This window comes from Micromonospora sp. NPDC023633, assembly GCF_040640035.1.
In the GTDB taxonomy this organism is placed as follows: domain Bacteria; phylum Actinomycetota; class Actinomycetes; order Mycobacteriales; family Micromonosporaceae; genus Micromonospora.
The window spans coordinates 1-19,639 of the sequence record NZ_JBFABB010000123.1 but is presented as its reverse complement, the minus strand read 5'-3'; the positions used below and the strand labels follow the sequence as shown (position 1 = coordinate 19,639).

The 19,639-nt window shown below is 73.9% G+C and carries 24 protein-coding genes; 11 read left to right on the top strand and 13 right to left on the bottom strand.

Annotated features, from left to right (window positions below; genetic code table 11):
* The first annotated feature begins 931 nt into the window (after positions 1-931).
* Positions 932-1,525, top strand: a complete 594-nt coding sequence (locus AB0G13_RS28270; protein WP_357880510.1) for a hypothetical protein — start codon at positions 932-934, stop codon at positions 1,523-1,525.
* Positions 1,526-1,869: 344 nt separating this feature from the next.
* Here AB0G13_RS28270 and AB0G13_RS28265 read toward each other — a convergent pair whose 3' ends face one another.
* Together AB0G13_RS28265 and AB0G13_RS28260 are read right to left on the bottom strand one after the other, a co-directional pair.
* The gene (locus AB0G13_RS28265) at positions 1,870-2,706 is read right to left on the bottom strand and encodes an undecaprenyl-diphosphate phosphatase (RefSeq protein WP_357880507.1); all 837 of its coding nucleotides are present in this window, start codon (positions 2,704-2,706) and stop codon (positions 1,870-1,872) included.
* Positions 2,703-3,755, bottom strand: coding sequence for an LLM class F420-dependent oxidoreductase (locus AB0G13_RS28260; RefSeq protein WP_357880516.1), 1,053 nt, complete (start codon positions 3,753-3,755; stop codon positions 2,703-2,705). Before AB0G13_RS28260 ends, AB0G13_RS28265 begins: the two co-directional genes overlap by 4 nt.
* 177 nt (positions 3,756-3,932) lie before the next feature.
* Here AB0G13_RS28260 and AB0G13_RS28255 point away from each other — a divergent pair, with 177 nt between their 5' ends.
* Entirely contained in the window at positions 3,933-4,904 is a 972-nt protein-coding gene (locus AB0G13_RS28255) for an aldo/keto reductase (RefSeq protein WP_357880504.1), read from the top strand.
* 31 nt (positions 4,905-4,935) lie between these two features.
* Here the strand turns inward: AB0G13_RS28255 and AB0G13_RS28250 are convergent, their stop codons facing one another.
* Genes AB0G13_RS28250 through AB0G13_RS28240 form a run of 3 tightly spaced genes read right to left on the bottom strand, consistent with a single transcriptional unit; the run spans position 4,936 to position 7,245 of the window.
* Entirely contained in the window at positions 4,936-5,835 is a 900-nt protein-coding gene (locus AB0G13_RS28250; protein ID WP_357880501.1) for a hypothetical protein, read from the bottom strand.
* A gap of 22 nt (positions 5,836-5,857) precedes the next feature.
* Positions 5,858-6,919, bottom strand: a complete 1,062-nt coding sequence (locus tag AB0G13_RS28245; RefSeq protein WP_357880498.1) for a hypothetical protein — start codon at positions 6,917-6,919, stop codon at positions 5,858-5,860.
* Positions 6,916-7,245 (bottom strand): hypothetical protein, encoded by a 330-nt coding sequence (locus AB0G13_RS28240; RefSeq protein WP_357880495.1) that lies wholly within the window; start codon positions 7,243-7,245, stop codon positions 6,916-6,918. Before AB0G13_RS28240 ends, AB0G13_RS28245 begins: the two co-directional genes overlap by 4 nt.
* Before the next feature lie 92 nt (positions 7,246-7,337).
* Between AB0G13_RS28240 and AB0G13_RS28235 the strand changes: the two genes are divergently transcribed.
* Positions 7,338-7,757, top strand: a complete 420-nt coding sequence (locus AB0G13_RS28235; RefSeq protein WP_357880492.1) for a YbaB/EbfC family nucleoid-associated protein — start codon at positions 7,338-7,340, stop codon at positions 7,755-7,757.
* Entirely contained in the window at positions 7,754-8,827 is a 1,074-nt protein-coding gene (locus AB0G13_RS28230; protein ID WP_357880490.1) for an SseB family protein, read from the top strand. Before AB0G13_RS28235 ends, AB0G13_RS28230 begins: the two co-directional genes overlap by 4 nt.
* A gap of 22 nt (positions 8,828-8,849) precedes the next feature.
* Here the strand turns inward: AB0G13_RS28230 and AB0G13_RS28225 are convergent, their stop codons facing one another.
* The 3 genes from AB0G13_RS28225 to AB0G13_RS28215 are packed head-to-tail and all read right to left on the bottom strand — an operon-like array spanning position 8,850 to position 9,728.
* Positions 8,850-9,014, bottom strand: a complete 165-nt coding sequence (locus AB0G13_RS28225) for a hypothetical protein (RefSeq protein ID WP_357880487.1) — start codon at positions 9,012-9,014, stop codon at positions 8,850-8,852.
* A 28-nt stretch (positions 9,015-9,042) separates the two neighbouring features.
* Positions 9,043-9,249 (bottom strand): helix-turn-helix transcriptional regulator, encoded by a 207-nt coding sequence (locus tag AB0G13_RS28220; RefSeq protein ID WP_026874506.1) that lies wholly within the window; start codon positions 9,247-9,249, stop codon positions 9,043-9,045.
* On the bottom strand, positions 9,249-9,728 hold the full coding sequence (locus tag AB0G13_RS28215; protein WP_357880484.1) for a DUF2975 domain-containing protein: 480 nt from the start codon (positions 9,726-9,728) through the stop codon (positions 9,249-9,251). The genes AB0G13_RS28220 and AB0G13_RS28215 overlap by 1 nt, the downstream gene beginning before the upstream one ends.
* A gap of 217 nt (positions 9,729-9,945) precedes the next feature.
* On the opposite strand from AB0G13_RS28215, the gene AB0G13_RS28210 reads away from it, so the two are divergent.
* The gene (locus AB0G13_RS28210; RefSeq protein ID WP_013734349.1) at positions 9,946-10,137 is read left to right on the top strand and encodes a DUF5703 family protein; all 192 of its coding nucleotides are present in this window, start codon (positions 9,946-9,948) and stop codon (positions 10,135-10,137) included.
* A gap of 79 nt (positions 10,138-10,216) precedes the next feature.
* On the opposite strand, the gene AB0G13_RS28205 is transcribed toward AB0G13_RS28210, so the two are convergent.
* On the bottom strand, positions 10,217-10,870 hold the full coding sequence (locus AB0G13_RS28205; protein ID WP_357880513.1) for a hypothetical protein: 654 nt from the start codon (positions 10,868-10,870) through the stop codon (positions 10,217-10,219).
* A 60-nt stretch (positions 10,871-10,930) separates the two neighbouring features.
* On the bottom strand, positions 10,931-12,259 hold the full coding sequence (locus AB0G13_RS28200; protein WP_357880481.1) for a M20/M25/M40 family metallo-hydrolase: 1,329 nt from the start codon (positions 12,257-12,259) through the stop codon (positions 10,931-10,933).
* 173 nt (positions 12,260-12,432) lie between these two features.
* On the opposite strand from AB0G13_RS28200, the gene AB0G13_RS28195 reads away from it, so the two are divergent.
* From AB0G13_RS28195 to AB0G13_RS28185, 3 genes are all read left to right on the top strand, one after another.
* Complete coding sequence (locus tag AB0G13_RS28195; RefSeq protein WP_357880478.1) at positions 12,433-13,041, top strand: hemerythrin domain-containing protein; 609 nt, start codon at positions 12,433-12,435, stop codon at positions 13,039-13,041.
* Between the two features lie 139 nt (positions 13,042-13,180).
* Positions 13,181-14,176, top strand: coding sequence for a LysR family transcriptional regulator (locus AB0G13_RS28190; RefSeq protein WP_357880475.1), 996 nt, complete (start codon positions 13,181-13,183; stop codon positions 14,174-14,176).
* A gap of 19 nt (positions 14,177-14,195) precedes the next feature.
* Positions 14,196-14,438: a hypothetical protein gene (locus AB0G13_RS28185; RefSeq protein ID WP_357880472.1), complete on the top strand. Its 243-nt coding sequence runs from the start codon at positions 14,196-14,198 to the stop codon at positions 14,436-14,438.
* 52 nt (positions 14,439-14,490) lie between these two features.
* On the opposite strand, the gene AB0G13_RS28180 is transcribed toward AB0G13_RS28185, so the two are convergent.
* From AB0G13_RS28180 to AB0G13_RS28170, 3 genes are read right to left on the bottom strand one after another with little or no spacing between them, the layout of a single operon-like run.
* The gene (locus AB0G13_RS28180; RefSeq protein WP_089000633.1) at positions 14,491-14,841 is read right to left on the bottom strand and encodes a DUF3140 domain-containing protein; all 351 of its coding nucleotides are present in this window, start codon (positions 14,839-14,841) and stop codon (positions 14,491-14,493) included.
* Entirely contained in the window at positions 14,841-15,008 is a 168-nt protein-coding gene (locus AB0G13_RS28175; protein ID WP_357880469.1) for a hypothetical protein, read from the bottom strand. Before AB0G13_RS28175 ends, AB0G13_RS28180 begins: the two co-directional genes overlap by 1 nt.
* A 13-nt stretch (positions 15,009-15,021) precedes the next feature.
* Positions 15,022-17,577 (bottom strand): ATP-dependent Clp protease ATP-binding subunit, encoded by a 2,556-nt coding sequence (locus tag AB0G13_RS28170; protein WP_357880466.1) that lies wholly within the window; start codon positions 17,575-17,577, stop codon positions 15,022-15,024.
* Between the two features lie 168 nt (positions 17,578-17,745).
* On the opposite strand from AB0G13_RS28170, the gene AB0G13_RS28165 reads away from it, so the two are divergent.
* The 3 genes from AB0G13_RS28165 to AB0G13_RS28155 all read left to right on the top strand — a co-directional run.
* Positions 17,746-18,153: a hypothetical protein gene (locus AB0G13_RS28165; RefSeq protein ID WP_357880463.1), complete on the top strand. Its 408-nt coding sequence runs from the start codon at positions 17,746-17,748 to the stop codon at positions 18,151-18,153.
* 124 nt (positions 18,154-18,277) lie between these two features.
* On the top strand, positions 18,278-18,538 hold the full coding sequence (locus AB0G13_RS28160) for a hypothetical protein (RefSeq protein ID WP_089000636.1): 261 nt from the start codon (positions 18,278-18,280) through the stop codon (positions 18,536-18,538).
* A 9-nt stretch (positions 18,539-18,547) separates the two neighbouring features.
* A partial coding sequence (locus AB0G13_RS28155) for a hypothetical protein (protein WP_357880461.1) occupies positions 18,548-19,639 on the top strand: 1,092 nt, incomplete at its 3' end.

The window sequence follows — 19,639 nt, the reverse complement described above, 5'->3', positions numbered from 1 at the left end:
GGCCCGCCGTGCCCGGCTCCGGGCGGTCAGGCTTGATCCCTGCGCCGGGCACGGCGGGCCACACCCCGTCGGTGCCCGCTCGCCGTCCTCGGCTCACTCTCCATCGCGGGCCGTGCCCGCCTGCACTCCTAGCGCCCGCCTGCGCCCGTAGCGCTGCCGCCTCTGCCTGCACTCGTAGTGTCCGGTGCTCAGGGCGGTGTGGACGTTTCCCGGCCGTTGTGGGGTACATGACGCCCTGATCACGGCCGGTGGTCCAGGGTCGGGTCTCATGATCCGTTGACGTGGGCCCGGGGCGCAGGGCAGCGGGGAGCCCGGCGGAGCGTCAACCGATCATGAGACACCGACCGTCGGCACCGTTGGTTCCTGGTGCGAAACCGCCCCGTCACGGGCCGTCTCGTACCAAGATCCCGACCGTCCAGTTGGCGAGCCGACGGTGCCTGGTGTCCGGTTGCGTCATGGGTGTCGGGTGCGGCATGGGCGGGCGGGTGTCATGGGATCCCCGATCGGGGCCGGTGTCTGGTTTGGGGGTGTGGCCGGGGGCATCGTGGGGGCGGAATCGTGGCCGGGGCGGGGTCGTTACACCCTGCGTACGACCGAGCAAGACCGCGCCACCTCACGGATGGTGGGGGCCCGGAATGATGGCGGGCCGGCGGTCGTTACACATGGTCCGGCCGACGTGAGGGCATCCCCCGCCCCGCGAACAGCCCGGATCCTCCCGGCCGACACGGCCGACCTGATCTCCCGGCTGCGGCCGATCTCCGGCCGACACGGCTGATCTGATCCCCGGCCGACACGGCCGATCTGGTCTTTCCTTCGGCGAGATATGCCGGAGATTCCCCCTGAGTTTGTTGAGTGCCGGATGGTGCTTGCGCCCACACGAGCTGGATCCCCCCTTCGGTGTGGGTGCCGACCCCCGAATGGAGCCTCTGTGATGAACACGATTCTGCGTAAGAGCGTTCTTGGTGTTGCTGGTCTGGCGTTTGCCGGTGGTGTGTTCGCCGGTCCCGCGACCGCCCACGCGACTCCGTCGGTGGAGTCGATGCCGGTGGCGGTGGCGGTGCAGGCCGACAAGCCGTCGGTCGACAAGGCGAAGCTGGTGCCGCATGGTGTGCAGGGTGCGCAGTCGCGTATCGACCTGTCCGACGAGCAGGTCGGCAACGTCAAGGCGATCATCGCGGCGACGAAGAAGGCCGGCATGGACGAGCGGGCCGCCGTGGTGTCGATCGCGACCGCGTTGCAGGAGTCGAAGTTGGAGAACCTGGGTCACCTGGGTGAGCGCAACGACCACGACTCGCAGGGCCTGTTCCAGCAGCGTCCGACCTCGGGTTGGGGCACGGTCGAGCAGATCACCGACCCCGAGTACTCGACCACGGCGTTCCTCAAGGCCCTCAAGCAGGTCGACGGGTGGCAGGACATGCCGCTGACCGAGGCCGCCCAGACCGTGCAGGTCTCGGCGTACCCCGACCACTACGCCCAGTGGGAGCAGCAGGCCGCCGACCTCGTCGCCGAACACTGGAACAACTGACACACGACCACCACAGACTTTCCACCACAAGGGGGATCGCTGGCCGGCACCCGAACCCGGGGTGCCGGCCAGCGGCACATCCACCACTGACGGCCGACGCCCGGCACGCCCGGTGGGTCATCACCGGCCGCTGCCGTCCCTGCCGGGACACCCGGGTCGCGCGCACAGGGCGCCAGCCGCCGAGCACACAGGGCGCCGGCCGTCGGTTCCGGTCGATTGCGCCGCTCGCACCGGCAACCAGACGCTCCGTCGCCGTCGGTCTGCACAGGCAGAGCGCCGGCAGCGCCCGAACACGGACCCGGCCCCCGTCCGGTGTGCGGGGGACGGGTCCAGGTTCGGGCGGGTCAGGTGGCGCTGATGGTGCCCGTCATCAGCAGGGCGAGCACCAGGGTGCCGAGCGCGACCCGGTACAGCACGAAGACGTACAGGGTGTGGTGGGCGACGTAGCGCAGCAGCCAGGCGATGGCCGCGTACCCGACGCCGAAGGCGATGACGGTGGCGACGACCATCTGGGCCATGCTCGGCACCGACGTGCCCGGGGCCGCCGGCTCGAAGACGTCACCGACGCTGAAGATCCCGGACATCACCACCGCCGGGATGGCCAGCAGGAACGAGTAGCGCGCCGCCGCCTCCCGGGTGAGGTTGAGCAGCAGCCCGGCGGTGAGCGTGCCGCCGGAGCGGGACACCCCGGGAATCAGTGCCATGGCCTGGGCGAAACCCATCACCACGCCGTCGCGCATCCGGAAGTTCTCCAGGGTGCGGCTCTGCCGGCCCCAGTACTCGGCGAACGCGAGCACGAACGCGAACACGATCAGGGTGGTGGCCACCAGCCACAGGTTTCGGCCGGCGGTGCGGATCTGGTCCTTGAACAGGAAACCGAACAGCCCGATCGGGATCGAGCCGACGATGACGTACCAGCCCATCCGGTAGTCGAGGCTGGAGCGCACCGACTTGTCCCTGATGCCGACCAGCCACGTACGGGTGATGCGCCAGATGTCCTTGGCGAAGTAGATCAGCACGGCCGCCTCGGTACCCAACTGGGTCACCGCGGTGAACGACGCCCCGGCGTCCCGGTCGAAGAAGATCGCCGAGGTGATCCGCAGGTGACCGGACGAGCTGACCGGAAGGAACTCGGTGAGTCCCTGGACGATGCCCAGGACGATGGCCTCGATCCAGGTCACTCGCCGACTCCCGAGAGGTCCAGCGCCTCGGCGACGGTACGCAGGGTCTGCACGCCGCTGTCCCGGTCGGCGGCGAACAGGCTCACGGAGAGGGTGGTGACGCCGGCGGCGGCGTACTCCCGCATCCGCTCGGCGATGCGCTCCTTCGGGCCCAGCAGCGAGGTGCGGTCGATGAACTCCATCGGCACCGCGGCGGCCGCGTCGCGCTGCCGCTTGGCCAGGTAGAGGTCCTGCACCTCGCGGGCGGCGTCGCCGTAGCCCATCCGGGTGGCGAGCTGGTTGTAGAAGTTCTGCTGGCGGCTGCCCATGCCGCCGACGTAGAGGGCCGCGTACCAGCGGACCAGCTCGGCGCAGGTGGCGATGTCGTCGCCGACGACCACGGGCACCGACGGGACCACGTCGAAGCCGGCCAGCTCCTTGCCGGCCTTCGCCCGCCCGGCCCGGACCGACGCGAGCTGCTCCTCGGCGAACTCGGGGGCGAAGAAGACGGCCAGCCAGCCGTCGGCGATCTCGCCGGCCAGCTCCAGGTTCTTCGGGCCCACCGCGGCGAGGTAGATCGGTATGTGCTCGCGCGGCGGGTGGAAGCCCAGCTTCAGCGCCTTGCCCGGGCCGTCGGGCAGCGGCAGCGTGTAGAACTCGCCGTCGTACGCGACGGCCTTGCGGGCGACGGCCAGCTTCACGATGTCCACGAACTCGCGGGTGCGCGCCAGCGGCTTGCCGAACCGGACGCCGTGCCAGCCCTCGGAGACCTGCGGGCCGGACACGCCGAGGCCCAGCCGGAACCGGCCGCCGGAGAGCGCGTCGATCGTCGCCGCGGTCATCGCGGTCATCGCCGGGGTGCGGGCGGGGATCTGCATCACCGCGCTGCCCAGGTCGATCCGTTCCGTCTGCCCGGCCATCCAGGCGAGCATGCTCGGCGAGTCGGAGCCGTAGGCCTCCGCCGCCCACACCACCGAGTAGCCGAGCCGGTCCGCCTCCTGGGCGAAGGCCAGGTGATCGGCCGGCGTGCTCCACGCTGTCTGGTATCCGAGGCTGAGCCCGAGTCGCACTGCGTCCTCCCCCATCCGCACCACAGGTCGCATCAGGTTACGCAATGCCGGAAGACGCGCCGTCCACCGGTCACCACAACCCCGGGCGGCGCCCGGACGGTCGGAAACGCGACGCGCCCGGCACACTTGACGGGAGCGAGGATATCGGCGGGCCCCCGTTCGAAATAAGGTTCACCCATGCAACAGCGACCGCTCGGCCGAAGCGGGCTGGCGGTTTCGCGGCTCGCGCTCGGCACCATGACGTGGGGCCGGGACACCGACGCCGACGATGCGGCCGCCCAGCTGAAGAGTTACCTCGACGCGGGCGGCAACCTGATCGACACCGCCGACGTCTACGGCGACGGCGACGCCGAGTCGGTGATCGGGTCGCTGCTGGGCTCCCTGGTGCCGCGCGAGGAGCTGTTGATCGCCACCAAGGCGGGGCTGCGGCCGGGCAGCGGCCGGCGTCGGGACGGTTCGCGGGGGCACCTGCTACGCACGCTGGACGCCTCGCTGCGCCGGCTCGGCACCGACTACGTCGACCTGTTCCAGCTGTACGGGTACGACCCCGACACCCCGCTGGAGGAGACGCTCGCGACGCTCGACCACGCGGTGGCTAGCGGCCGGGTCCGCTACGTCGGGGTGTCGAACTTCGCCGGCTGGCAGACCGCGCGGGCGGCCGCCTGGCAGACCGCCTGGCCGGGGCGCGCCCCGGTGGTGGCGGCGCAGGTGGAGTACTCGCTGCTGGAGCGGGGCGTGGAGCGGGAGGTGCTGCCCGCCTGCGAGGCCCTCGGGCTGGGGGTGCTGCCCTGGTCGCCGCTTGGTCGCGGGGTGCTCACCGGCAAGTACCGGCACGGCCGGCCCGCCGACTCGCGGGCCGCCTCGCCGCACTTCGAGCGGTTCGTCGCCACCTACCTGGAGCCGCGCTGCTCCAGCATCGTGGAGGCGGTCGCCATCGCCGCGGGCGGGCTGGGCGTCTCCCCGACGGAGGTGGCGCTGGCCTGGATCCGCGACCGGCCCGGGGTGGTCGCCCCGATCCTCGGCGCACGGACGGTCGGGCAACTGCTCGGCGCGCTCCAGGTCGAGCGGATGACCCTGCCGGAGGAGATCGTCACCGCGCTGGACGACGTGTCGGCCGTGCCGGTGGGTTACCCCGAGCGCGACGGCTGACCCCCGCACCGCGCCGGGGACGACCGCCCGGTCAGGCCGTGGGGCGCTGGCCGGGGAGGTCGCGTACGGCGGCGAGAAAGCGGGACTGGTCGTCGCGGGTGGCCGGGTTGACGATCCGGATCCAGGACCCGTCGTCGAAGACGATGGTGGACGGGAACTGCATGAGGCGGGCCGCCCCGGCGTCGGAGTCGATGCGCGCGACGCGCCGCCGCTGCACGCTCCACAGCACCTGGGGGCGCCGCCGGTCCTCGCGGTCGGGGTCGGGGCGGCGGCCCATCCGCAGCAGGTGCAGGTGGGTGTCGGTGACCGCCAGCGGGGTGCCGGTGTAGCGCTCCAGGAAGAGCAGCAGGCTGCCGGCGAGGGTGGCCAGGTCGCCGCTGAAGACGTACCGCCGCCGGTAGGCGATCTCGGCGAGCTGGTCGGCCAGCGGCCGGTAGCGACTGAGCCGGAACAGCGCCCGGAACGCCTCCTGCTCGTCGGTGAGCGGCAGCGGTTCCCGGGGCGCGGCGCCCGGCGCGGGCTCCGGCTCGGCCGCCTCCGGCGTGCCCGCGGCGAGGACGGCGGCCTTGCCGGGCAGCAGCAGGACGCCCGCGGCGATCCGTACGGGCGTCATCACGGCGTCCACCCAGGCGACCGGGTTGACGATGTTGAGCAGCCCGAACAGCGCGCGCGGGTCGAGCGCCTCGGCAAGTTCCGCGTTCACCCGGTCGGCGAGCTGGCTGCCGGCCCGGTGGTTCTCCGGGGCCCGTACCGGCGCCAGGCCGACGTAGCGGATCTCCTCACCCGGCAGCAGGGGCGCGACCAGGGCGCGCTCGGGCTCGTCGGTGGTGCGGAACTCGTCGCGCAGCTCACGGGCCTTGTCCCGGGCGGTCCGCGCACCACCCAGCACCGCGTCGGTCAGCCGGCCCAGCCGACTGCGCCCCTCGGACACGCCCCACCCCCTCGATCGGCCGTCACCTGCCGGCCGGCTGCTCCGCCGGCGGCTGCCCGAAGACATTCTGGTCGATCCACTCGGCGCCGCCCTGCACCGCCGCGTCGACCTTGTCGCCGACCTGTTCCATGCCGGGCACCGACAGGCCGGAGACCATCGCGACCGTGCCCCAGGTGGCGCCGTGCACGACGGAGTTCGGGATGTTCCACGGCAGGTTGGTGGCCCAGTCCCGGCCGATCATCCGCGCCCCGTCGGCCATGCCGTGCGCCCGCAGCGCCCCGAGTCGTTCGAACGTGCTCATGTCGAAGGGCGTGCCGGACTTGCCGAGCTTCCAGGTGCCCTTCGCCGGGTCCATGAACTTGTGGAACCACTTGTCGGCGTCGCCGGCGGCGCGGCGCTTGTCGGCGTACTTCTGGCCGGCGCGCAGCGCCTTCTGCTTGTCGACCAGCTTGTCCAGGTGGTTGCGCAGCTTGCGCAGGTAGAGCAGGACCCGTTGCAGCAGCCGGATGACCTTCTGCAGATGGGCCGCCAGCGGCCGGATGATCTTCAGCATCCGGGCGAGCGCGATCATGCCCCGGGTGACCCCCAGCGCCACCCCCGCCGCCCAGGACGCCCCGGCGGTGAACGGGGCCATCAGCAGCGCGGTGACGAGCGTCACCAGCAGGAAGTTCACGAACTCCACGCAGATGTCGACCAGGACGTCGTGCACGGTCTGCAGCGCGTCGGCGACCCCGCGCAGGTACTCGGCGGTGGCGGTGAACTGCTCGGCGACGTCCAGCAGCTGCTGCTCGACCTCGGCCATCCGCCGCCCGTACGCCTCGCCGGACGGGGAGCGCCAGCCGGCCTGTTCGGCCTCGCGCACGCCGCGGTGGGTCATCGCCACCTCGCGCACCTGCGCGGCCAGCGCGTCCCACTCGGTGGCCTTGGCGCGCAGCGCGGCCGGTTCGCCGTCGACGAGGTCGACGAGCTGGATCAGCGGCCAGGCGAGGGTGCGGCAGACGCTGTCGACCACCTTGTCCACGCCGGACAGCGCGTTGTCGATGCCGTTCCAGAGCTCGACGGCGGTGCCCGCGGGGCCGCTCACCGGGGCAATCCGGTGCCGATGGCGCGGAAGGAGGCGTCGATGTCCTGCTCGTTGCGCTCGTAGGCCTCGGCCGTCCCGCCCAGCGCGCCGCCGACCCGCTCGAACGCGTCGTGGCCGGAGCGGAACAGCTCCATCCCGCCGGTGACCTGCTCGGCGTACTTCTCGCGGAGCATGTCGCTGACGAACGGCAGGTGCCCGAAGGCCCCGTCCGGTATGTCCCCGGCGGACGTGATCCGGCTCTCCAGCGCGGTCAGCGAGATGGCCACCCGCTTCGCCGCCGCCTCAAGCCGACGTACCGCCTGCACGTCGACGTCGATGTCAGGCACGCCGTTCCTCCCCCACTCGCCCGGCGGGACGACGATACGATCATGCCGCCGCCGGCCGCCACCCCGGGCGGCACCGCGCACGGGAGGTTCTCATGTCTGACCCGCTGTCCGCGTTCGACGCCCTCGCCGGACGGCTCGCCGACATCGAACGCCGCTTCGCCGGGCTCAGGGACGACCTGGACGAGCTGAGCGCCACCGCCACCGACGAGAGCGGTCTGGTGTCCGCGACCGTCGACGCCACCGGCGGGCTCACCGACCTGAGCCTCGCGCCGACCGCGCTGCGCGTGGGCACGGAGGACCTCGCGGCGATGGTGCTAGAGGCGTACCGGCAGGCCCGCGCGGCGGCGACCGAGCAGCTCAACGAGCGCACCGAGGGGCTCGACGCGACGCTCGGCGCGGGCCTGGACGGAATCTTCGGCACCCCCGGCGACTTCGCCTCGCTGGGCCGCCTGGAGGATGCCATGGGACGGTTGGGGCGGCTCGACAGCCGCCTCCCGGGGCCGCCGGCATGACGTCGCCGGGCTGGCCCGAGATCGTCGCCCGGCTGCACGACACGCTGTCGGGCTGCGACCGCGACACCGACCTGGAACTCGCCGCCGGTCCCCGCCGGCTGCACCTGATGGTGCGTCGGGACACCGTCCGCGGGGTCTGCCCGCCCTACGACGAGCGCGGCCTGGCCGAACTCGGCTGGCAGGCGCCGCGCGGGGCCGGCGGTTGGTGGTACGAGACGCCGCGCACCGCCGAGGGCCTGCGCTGGTGGAGCGGGTTCGCGACGCGGACCGCCGCCACGGTGCTGACCACGGAGCCCGGCGCGCTGTCCTGCCAGGTCCTCCCGCCCACCGGGCCACGGGTGCGGCCGGAGCCGACCGTGCCGCCGGTGCCCCGCGTGCCGGCCGGGGAGTCCGCTGTCGGGGCCGGCCCTGTGCGGGCGCCCGCCCCGCCTCCCCCGGGCCTGCCCGGGCCCGCCGCCGACCTCGGCGACGGGCAGATGGCGGCCGAGCCGGCCACCGGGGCGGGGTCCGTCCCCGCCCCTCGTGCCGCCGGCGGCGCGGACGCTCCGGAACCCGGGCCGACCGACCGCGCCGACGCTCCGGCGTCCGAGCCGACCGACCTCACGGACGGGCCGACCGACCGCGCGGAGGAGCCGACCGACCGCGCGGAGGAGCCGACCGACCGCGCGGAGGAGGCGGGGAGCGGAGCGGGCCCGGGCGGCCCGACCGTGCTCGACCTGCTCAACGACGCCGGCGCGCGGCGGGACCTGCCCGGCTACCTCGGCATCCTCGCCGCCGTGGCCGTCTGCGTACCGCTGGCGGCGGAGCCGGGGCCGGACCGCGACGTGCCCTGGACGATCGTCACCGATCCGACCGGCGCGCCGCTGCTGCCCGTCTTCACCTCCCCGGACGCGCTGACCTCGTTCGCCGGGGAGGGCGTGCCGTTCGTCGCCGTGCCCTGCGCGGACCTGCTCGCGGACTGGCCCGACCCGGCGTGGGGGCTGGTGGTGGACGCGGGCACCCCGCGCGCCCTGGCCCTGGGGGCGTCGTCGCTGGCCGCCCTGCTGGCGGCGAACCCGCCGCCCGGCTGACCGCCGGTGGACGGCGGTACCGCTACCGGGCGCGCCGGCCGCGCCGGACGAGCCGCACAGCGAACACGACCGCGCCGACGACGAGCAGGACGCCCAGGAGCTGGAGGCCCGGCGAGTCGTCGGCCTCGCCGAGCACGATGCCGGCGACGCCGAGGGCGACGACGAGGAGGGCGAGCAGGTACGTCATGGCATCTCCTTCAAAGCGGGCTGGAATCTCATTCGTCGACCCACTCGAGCAGGTCACCGGGCTGGCAGTCGAGCACCCGGCACATCGCTTCCAGGGTGCTGAACCGCACGGCCTTGGCCCGGCCGTTCTTCAGCACCGCCACGTTCGCCGGCGTGAGCCCGACGCGCTCGGCGAACTCACCGACGCTCATCTTGCGCTTCGCCAGTTCGACGTCGATGCGGACGACGATGGGCATCAGATCACCGCTTCCATGTCGGTCCGCAGCGTCGTGGCCTGCCGCAGCAACGCGCGCATGACGACCATCAGCAGGCCCAGCACCGCGACACCCACCAGCATCAGGAACAGCAGGAGCGGCAGCCCGGGATCGGACGCCCGGAAGCCGACGTAGAGGAACACGCCCAGCAGCACCACCCAGGCGGCGACGATCGCCCACACGATCGCGTTCACCCACGCCATCGAGGCGTCACTGAAGATGCGGTCGTTCTTGACCAGGGTGAGCAGCTTCCAGGTGGACACGATCACCACCTGGACGCACAGCACCCAGAACACCGAGACGGCGGTCATCGGCCATCTGAGGTAGGCGGACTCCGGGGACTCCTCGGCCATGTGTGCGAACTGCCCGGGCAGCGAGAAGGTCTGCAACATGACCAGGATCCCGAACAGCACCACGAGGAAGACTCTGAGCGGGGCTACCGCTCGATGCTCGTTGAACATACATCGACTATCGCTCTCAACCTATCGAAAGTCAATAGGTTTGGCGATTGCCGGGGAGGCCGGGCGACCACGCCTCGGACGGAGTGCGCGGGCCTGCCTCCGCCGGGCACCCCGCCGCCGCCGGCCGCGTCGGCACCCGCCGCGCGGGCCGGCGCAGCGGCGCGGGTCACCGGAGAGGGGGTGGCGGACGGCCCCCGGGCTGGGCAGCATAGGGCTCATGGACTACGAGTACGCGCCGCTGCGGCTGCCGCCGAACGTCGACCGGTTGACCGCCGCGGCGCAGTTGGCGATCCAGGCGGAGTTCTCCGGATGGGAGTTGGCGCGGGTGCGGCTGTACCGCGACGGCACGCGGCAGGTGGTGCTGCGCCGCCGGCGGGTCAACCAGCCGCAGCCGGGACTGTCGTACTGAGCACGGCACGAGCAAGGCCCGGGGCCGACCGGTCGGTCGGCCCCGGGCCGTCACCGCCTCGCGGGCGGGTCGTCAGCGCCTAGTGGGCGTGGTCGTGCTCCTCGTCGAGCTCCATGAACGGGTGCTCGTCGAGGCGGCCGACCAGCCGGTCGTCGGCGGCCGGCTGGAACGGGCCCACCGGGTCGTCGTCGTCGAAGGCCTCCAGGTCGACCGGGGTGCCGACCTCGCTGACCATCACCACGCCGTCGAGCGGCTCCAGCTCCGGCACGTCCAGCGCGCCGAGCGAGCCGTCGCCGCTCTGGAGCAGCTCCAGCACCGCCTCGCCGACCCCCTCGACGGGCTCCGGCTCGTCCTCGGCCGGGGTGCCCTCCCGCCGGGCGGCCTCCGCGACCCGGATCAGCGCCGACACGCTCGGCACCCGGTAGTCGCGCCGCTGGCGCACCGAGATGACCCGCGGGTGCGGGTCGGTGGGCTCCACGCCCTCGGCGTCGCCGAAGCGCTGGTCGGCCTCGTCCGGGTCGATCGACTCGACGTCCCACGGGGTGACCTCGCCGAAGGCGTCCAGGAGTTGCTCGTCGTACGCGAAGGACGCGTTGTTGAGCGCGACGTACGCCTGCCAGACGTCGTCGTCGTCGATGCGGCCCTGCGCGGCACGGACGGCGGCCAGGTGGTGGCGGGCCGCATCGATCACGCGCTCGAGGGCGGCGTCCAGCTCACCGTGCTGGTCGGTCATGTGGGTCAGTCCCTTCACGATCAGAGGTTCCCGCCGGAACACCGGGGTTCCTGGCGGGGGCTAGCAGGTGCGGAGGAACCGGTCGAGAACCCGCACGCCGAACTGTAGTCCGTCCACCGGAACCCGCTCGTCGATGCCGTGGAACAGCGCGGAGAAGTTCAGGTCGGCGGGCAGCCGCAACGGCGCGAAGCCGAAGCAGCGGATGCCGAGCTGCGAGAACGCCTTCGCGTCGGTGCCGCCGGAGAGCATGTACGGCACCGGTCGCGCCCCCGGGTCCTCCGCGCGCAGCGCCGCCGACATGGCGTCGACCAGGTCGCCGTCGAACGTCGTCTCCAGCGCCGGCTGGCGCTGGACGTACTCGATGGCGATGTCCGGGCCGACCAGCTCGCGCAGCTGCCGCTCCAGCAGCTCCGACTGCCCCGGCAGGCTGCGGCAGTCGATGGTGGCGGTGGCCCGGCCGGGGATGACGTTGTCCTTGTACCCGGCGGCGAGCCGGGTCGGGTTGGCGGTGTTGCGGATCGTCGCGCCGATGATGTTGGCGATCGGCCCGAGCTTGGCGATGGCGGTCTCCGGGTCCTCCGGGTCCAGCTCGATGCCGAGCAGGTCGGAGACCTCCTCCAGGAACGCCCGCACGGTGTCGGTGACCACGACGGGGAAGCGGTGCCGGCCGACCCGGGCCACCGCCTCGGCGAGCGCGGTGACCGCGTTGTCGTCGTGCACCATTGAGCCGTGCCCGGGGCGGCCCTTGGCGTGCAGCCGCAGCCAGTCGATGCCCTTCTCGGCGGTCTCGATCAGGTAGAGCCGCTGACTGTCGTTGACCGAGTAGGAGAAGCCGCCGACCTCGCCGATGGCCTCGGTGCAGCCGTCGAGGAGGTCGCGGTGCCGCTCGACCAGGAAGTGCGCGCCGTAGTCGCTGCCCGCCTCCTCGTCGGCCGTGTACGCGAGGACGATGTCCCGGGGCGGGCGGACCCCGGTGCGCTGCCAGTGCCGCACCACGGCCAGCACCATCGCGTCGAAGTCCTTCATGTCGATGGCGCCCCGGCCCCACAGGTAGCCGTCGCGCAGCTCCCCGGAGAACGGGTGCACCGACCACTCGTCGGCGTCGGCGGGGACGACGTCGAGGTGGCCGTGCACCAGCAGCGCCCCGCGGCTGGGGTCGGTGCCGGGGATGCGGGCGAGCAGATTGGCCCGGCCGGGCGCCGACTCGTGGATGACGGACTCGACGCCCACCTCGGCCAGCTTCTCCGCCACGTACTCGGCGGCGAGGCGCTCCCCGGCGCTGGTGTCGTTGTCCCCGGTGTTGGTGGTGTCGATCCGCAGGAGGTCGCGGCAGAGGTCGACGACCTCGTCGGTGGGGTCGGGTCGGGCGGAGGCGGCGTCGCTCGTCATCGGTTCTTCATACCAGCTCACCGGCCCGACGCGGCCACCCCGCCCCGCCTCGTCGGCTCCAGCGGGACGGGACGGGCGGCGACCGGGCACGGTTTCGCCGCCGACGCGGCCGGGTACCGCCGCTCGCGACCGCTCCCCACCACGTGCGCCGCCCGCCACCCGAGGAGGGCACCATGACCGTTCCCCTGCCACCGCTGCCGCCGACCGGAGAGGACGAGGACTTCCGCCCGGGCGGGCGCAGCGTCGCCGACATCCTCGACGCCGAGCACCGGCAGCTGCGGGAGCTGCTGCGGCGGCTCACCGACCCGGGCCCGGAGCCCGCCCCCGAGCGCGGCGTGGAGGTGCTCACGGCGGCGCTGTCGCGGCACCTCTCCGCCGAGGAGCAGTACCTGCTGCCCGCCGTCCGGGCCGCCCTGCCCGACGCGGCGGACCGGATCGACCGGGCCATCGCGGACGACCGGGCCCTGCTGGCTGCACTGAAGGGGCTCGCCGGCGACGGGCTCGCCGACGTCGCCGCGCGCGTCCACCGCCACGTCGAGGAGGCGGGCGCGCTGGTCGCGGCGCTGCGCGAGGTGGCCAGCGCCGAGGAGCTGATCCGCCTGGGCAACCGGCTGGAGATCGCCGAGGAGGCGGCCCCGACGCGCCCGCACCCGGGCACCCCGGCGACCCCGCCGTGGAACCGGGTCGTCGAGCCCGCGGTGGGCGTGGTCGACAAGGTCCGCGACGCCGTCACCGGCCGGCCCACCTACCTGGCCGACCTGACCGAGCCGCCGCCGGGCTGAGCCGGCGCAGCCGAGCCGCCGCCTGACCGGGGCGGCGGCGGCCCGGTCGCGGCGCGCCGGGGCGGATCCGACACCCATCGGAGAGCGTTGATCCGTTCAGGGCCTTCCGTCGGCCGCTACGGGGTCATACCGTCACGGTATGAATCTGGAGCTGCGACACCTGAGGGTGGTCTGCGCGATCGCGGAGACGGGGAGCGTGACCAAGGCGGCATCGACGCTCGGCCTGGCCCAGCCGGCACTCACCGCCCAGCTCCAGCGCATCGAGCGGACCCTGGGCGGGCCGCTGTTCGAGCGGGACCGCCGCGGCGCCCGCCCCACCGCCCTCGGCGAGCTGGTGCTCGCCCGGGCCCGGGTGCTGCTGCCGGCCATGAAGGGCCTGCAGGACGAGGCGGCGCGGCTGGCCGGCGCCGGGGACGCACCCCGGCGGTACCGGTTCGGCGGGGTGAACAGCCCCATCCTCGGCCGGCTCGTGCACCGGCTCGCCGCCGAACCCCCACCGGCCCAGATCACCACCCACGCCACCTGGTCGGCCGAGGAACTGGCCCAGCTGGTCGCCGGCGGCCGGCTGGACTTCGCGCTGATCGGGGTGTGCGGCGACGCGGCCCCGCCGGCCGAGTACGGGTTGAGCTGGCGGGAGGTCGCGGTCGACCCGGTGCTGGTGCTGCTGCCCGAGCAGCACCCGCTGGCCGGGCGGGCCGAGGTGAACCTGGTGGACCTGTCCCGTGAGCAGTGGGTCGCCGCGCCCGGCGACGGCTGCTTCGGCGACTGCTTCGCCGCCGCCTGCGCCCGCGCCGGCTTCACCCCCCGCAAGGTGTACGAGACCGACGTGCGCTGCTGCATCGACATGGTGGACTCGGGCGAGGCGATCGCGCTCTGCCAGGCGACCTTCCGCCCGGTCGCCGGGCTGGTCACCCGGATGCTGGCCGGGACGCCGCTGCGCTGGCGGCTGATGCTGGGCTGGCATCCGGACTCCCCCGCCGCCCGGGACGCCGAACTGGTGCTGGAGACCGCGCTGGCCGCGTACACCGACTCGCTGGCGGCACACCCGGAGTACCTGGCCTGGCTGCTGCGCAACCCGGGCTACGGGGGGCGGAGGTTGACGGCTGCCGGGGCCGACGGGGTGCGAACGCCGTAGCGCCGGGTATCAGGCGGACATGACCGATCCCAACCCCGCCGCCGACGACCGGGAGATCCTCCGGCAGGCGGCCGCCGCGCACACCGCCGCCGCCCGCGACGTGGAGGCGTTCCTGCGGCGCCTGCCCGAGATGCCCGACCCGGCCGACGTCACGGAGTACGCCAACCTGCTGACCCGCGAGGAGCGGGCGCGCGCCGACCGCGAGGCGGCGGCCGACGCCGCGGGCCTGACGATCGGCAGCCTGGAGAGCGACCACGGTTGAGCACGGGGCCGGCGGCGCCCGGGAGGACCCGGACGCCGCCGGCCCCGCCGGGTCAGCGTTCGACCAGGACGTCGTGGCCCAGGTCGAGCAGGGCGTGCCGCCACTCGTCGTCGGCGTTGCCGCGCGGCGGCTTCTCGTCCAGCAGGGACTGAATCTCGTCGATCGCGTCCCGCATCACCCGGATGTCCTCCGGCGTGAGGTCGACCTTGCGTTTGCTCAGCACCCGGAGGATCCGCCGGCCCAGCCCGGGCAGGTCGAGGTCCGGGTCCGGCCCGAACGACTCCTCCCCGGAGCCGCGGGTGAGCAACCACTGCCGCAACTGCTCCGACGGGACGTTCACCTGGGCGTGGAAGTCGTCCCAGAGCACCTCCACCTCGGGTTCGAGCCGCTGCTCGCGTACCATCAGCCCTCCTCTCGACGGCGGCGGTCGGACTCCGCCGGCTCCGGGTCCTCGCCCTGCTGGTCCACGCCCTCCGGCGGCATCCGCACCCGGGCGGGGTTGGCGGTCGGCGGGGCCACGATCGGATCGGTGCGCTCGCTCTCGTCCCGGGTCTCCTCGCGTTTGCTCATGTCCGCCCTCCGGTCATCGGGGATGGGACGTGGTGGCCGGGGTGTAGCCGCGCTCGCCGGCCGCCACGTCGAAGGCGAGTCGCCCGTCGCGGGCGTCCACGGTGACCTTCTGGCCGGATGAGACCGCCGACTCCAGCAGCATCCGGGACAGGTGGTTGTCCACCTCCCGCTGGATGACCCGGCGCAACGGCCGGGCGCCGAACTCCGGCTGGTAGCCGTGCTCGGCGATCCAGTCGATGGCGGGGGTGGTGAAGTGGACCTGGATGTCCTGTGCGTGCAGCCGGCGGCGGGTCTCCTCCAGCAGCAGGCCGGTGATCTGGCGCAGCTGCTCGGCCTCCAGCCGGCGGAAGATGATCACCTCGTCGATGCGGTTGAGGAACTCCGGCCGGAAGTTCTCCTGCAGCCGGCGCATCAGCCGCTCGCGCAGCTCGTCGCGCTCCTGTTCGCCGCCCTCCGCGCCGGTGCCGAAGCCGACGGCGCGCTGGGCGCCGGTGATCAGCTCCGAGCCCAGGTTGCTCGTCATGATCAGCACGGTGTTCTTGAAGTTGACCGTACGGCCCTGGCTGTCGGTGAGCCGCCCGTCGTCGAGCACCTGGAGCAGGATGTTGAACACGTCGGGGTGGGCCTTCTCGATCTCGTCGAGCAACACCACCGCGTACGGGCGGCGCCGGACCGCCTCGGTGAGCTGGCCGGCCTCCTCGTAGCCGACATACCCGGGCGGGGCGCCGACGAGCCGGCTGACCGTGTGCCGCTCCTGGAACTCGCTCATGTCCACCCGGACCATCCGGTCGGCCTCGCCGAACAGCGCCTCCGCCAGCGCGCGGGCCAGCTCGGTCTTGCCGACGCCGGTCGGCCCGAGGAAAAGGAAGCTGCCCATCGGGCGGTCGGGGTCGGCCAGCCCGGCCCGCGAGCGGCGGACCGCCTCGGCGACCGCGGTGACCGCGTCCTCCTGGCCGACCACCTTCTCGTGCAGGTGGCCCTCCAGGCGCAGCAGCCGGTCGCGTTCCTCCTCGGTGAGCTGGCTGACCGGGATGCCGGTGGCCCGGGAGACCACCTCGGCGATCTCCTGCGGCCCGACGGCCGGCACCTGCGACGAGCCGCTCTCGTCGCCCCGGGCCCGGCGGATCTGCGCCTCCAGCTCGGCGAGCTGGTCGCGCAGCGCGGACGCCTTCTCGTACTGCTCGTCGGCGACGGCCTGCTCCTTGTCCCGGCGTACCTCGTCGAGCTGTGTCTCCAGCTCCCGCACGTCCGAGGCGGGGGTGCGGGTGCGCAGCCGGACCCGGGCGCCGGCCTGGTCCATCAGGTCGATCGCCTTGTCCGGCAGGAACCGGTCGGTGACGTACCGGTCGGACAGCTCGGCCGCGGCGACCAGCGCCTCGTCGGTGAACCGCACCTGGTGGTGGGCCTCATAGCGGTCGCGCAGCCCGCGCAGGATCGCCACGGTGTCGTCGACGGTGGGCTCCGGCACGAACACCGGCTGGAACCGGCGGGCCAGCGCCGCGTCCTTCTCGATGCTCTTGCGGTACTCGTCCAGCGTGGTCGCGCCGATCACCCGCAACTCGCCCCGGGCCAGCGCCGGCTTGAGCATGTTCGAGGCGTCCATGCCGCCCTCGCTGCCCGCCCCGCCCGCGCCGACCAGGGTGTGGATCTCGTCCAGGAAGACGATCAGCTCGTCGCGGTGCGCCCGGATCTCGTCGATGACCTTCTTCAACCGCTCCTCGAAGTCGCCCCGGTACCGGGTTCCCGCCACCAGGCCGGCCAGGTCGAGCTGCACCACCCGCTTGCCGAGCAGCGTCTGCGGCACGTCGCCGTCGCAGATCCGCTCCGCCAGGCCCTCCACGATCGCGGTCTTGCCGACGCCGGCCTCGCCGATCAGCACCGGGTTGTTCTTCGTCCGCCGGGACAGGATCTCGACGGCCTGCTCGATCTCCTCGGCCCGGCCGATCACCGGGTCGATCTGGTCGTTGCGGGCCAGGTCGGTGAGGTCCTGGCCGTACTGGTCCAGGGTGGGCGTGCCGCGGTCGGGCTTCGGCCCGGTCATCGGCCCGCGCTCGGCGCTGGCCGCCTGCAACGACTCGGGCTGGATGCGGCCGGCGGCGAGCATCCGCCCGGCCGGCGACTCCGGGTTCAGCGGCAGCGCCATCAGGATGTGCTCGGGGCCGATGTAGTTGGCGCCCATCGCCCGGGACAGCTGGTGGGCGTCGAGCAACGCCCGCTTGGCCGCCGGGGTGAGCGACAGGTTGGGCGGCACCTCGCCCCGGGGCGCGCCGTCGCCGCGCCCGCCGAGCGCGTTGAGCAGCGTGTCCGGGTCGGCGCCGGCGCGGCGGACGAGGTCGCGCAGCGGTTCGCGTTGCAGCGCGGCCCAGAGCAGGTGGTCGGTGTCGAGGTCGGTGCTCTGCCGCTGGGCGGCCCGGCGGGCCGCGTCGGCCAGCATCTCCCTGGCGTCGGCGGTCATCAGCCGGGTGATGTCGACCCGGTGCGCGGGTCGGCGCCCACCCTCGCCCCGGCCGAAGTACCGGGCCAGGAACTCGTCCCAGGGGTCGGAGCCGAAGTCACCGGGTCCCATCATGTCTGTCCTCCGCAGTCGGGCGCGACGGTCGCCAGGGGCTACCCCGCGACCGTCGCGACAAACGCCGCCGCCACCGGGGGCGGCCCGCCGAAGGAAGGACGCCGCCTCGACGCTCCCGGCCAGCGGCCCGTCCCCACCTCCCGGCCGGGCGGGTGGCAGGCTGGCGGCATGGACCCGACGACGCCGCTGCTGATCGTGGACGCCGCCAACGTGGTGGGGTCCCGCCCGGACGGCTGGTGGCGGGACCGCGCGGGCGCGACCGCCCGGCTGCGCGACTCACTGGCCCCGGTGGCCGCCGCCGGGCTGCCCCCGGAGCTGCCGGCACCGGTGGAGGTGGTGCTGGTGGTGGAGGGCCGGGCGCGGGACGTGCCGGGCACGGCCGGGGTCCGGGTGGTCGCCGCGCCCGGATCCGGGGACGACGCCGTCGTCGACCTGGTCGCCGCCGCGCCGCAACGCCGGCGACTGGTCGTCACCGCCGACCGTGAGCTGCGGGAACGCGTCACCGCGCAGGGCGCCGAGGTGTACGGACCGCGCTGGCTGCGGGACCGGGCGACCCCGCCCGCACAGTCCCACTGATCGGACTACCGTCGCTTCCGGTCGACAACCGGTCAGCGGGGCAGGAACACTGACAGGGCGGATGTTCTCTCACCGTGAGGGATAGGCTCTAATGGAGGCCTCCCCGCCCCCAGGAGGTTTCGCCGTGGCGAGCGTCGCCGAGCTCAAGGCAGCCATCGATGTCGCGCTCCAACAGATCGGCGACGGCCAGAGCGCCGTACAGGCGGCCGGCGAGAAGCTGGCCGAGGCGCAGCAGACCCTGGCCGGCGCGCTGGAGGGCAGCGGGCACGAGACGGTCGAGGCGGCCCAGTCCTCGCTGACCCAGGCCAGCCAGGAGCTGGAGGAGTGCCTCGCCGCGACACTCGTCGCCGTCGAGCAGGCGCAACTCTACGTCGCGACGCTCTGAGGCCCGGCCGTGTCCATCGTCGAGGACGTCGGCGCACAGGTCCGCGCCGCCGCCGATGACCTGCCGCTCGCGCAGCTGGCCCTGGCGCTGGAGAAGTTCGGGCTGGCCGCCGAGCGGCTGCGCTGGGTCCGTCAGGAGTCGGCCAACCCGATGGGGGTGCCGGAGCTCTCCGCCGCCACCGAGCACGCCGAGACGGCCGGCTACGCGCTGCGCGTCGCGCAGGAGCAGCTGTCGGCGTACCTCGCCGCGATCGGGTTGGCCGCCGACGGCTCCCCGGCACCGAGGCCGCAGGAGCAGCAGCGCCGGCCCGCGCACGACGCGCCGCGCGAGGCGGCCCCGGGGGCCGCGGCCCCGGAGCCGGCCGCCGACGTGACGCCCCGCCGCTGGTGGTCGGTACGGGTCGCCGAGCTGACGGGCGGCCGGGAGGGCCCGCCGGACCAGCCCGACGAGAAGGTCGGCGACTCCCGGGAGCTGCTGCGCCGGGTCGTCGGCGGGGTCCGTGCCGGCGACCGCGACCGGCTGCACACCGAGCTGCGCCGCGCGCACGCCGACGTCGGCCTCGGCCTGGCGGCGGTGGCCCCGCCGCTGCTGCGCGAGCTGGCCGGCGAGCTGCTCGGGCACCCGCCGCGTGCCGAGGACCTCAGACGGTTGCACCGCGAGCTGGACGGCCGGGTGCGCGACCTGCTGCCGGGCCTGCCCCCCGCGGTGCTGGACACGCTGCTGACCCGGATCTGCCGGATGCCCCCGCCGCGGCGCGGCGAGGCGGAGCAGCCGCACGCCGCCGACCCGGCGGTCACCGCGGGGGTGCTCACCGGGGTGCTGCTGGCCCGGCTCGGCAGGGACCTGCCCACCGACGACGAGCGGGCCCGGCACGCCGAGACCGCCCGGGAACAACGTGCCGCCGCCGAGCGGGACCGGCAGGCGGAGGCCGCCCGCGACCGGGCCGACGACGCCGAGTGGCAGCGCCGCGCCGCCGCCGCGAAGGGCCGGGTGGCCGCCGCGCGGGAGCGCGTCGCGGCGGCCCGCGACCGGGCGGAGGCGGCACACGACCAGGCGGCCGCAGCTCGGGAGCGGGCGACGACGCACGGCCAGGCACCGGAC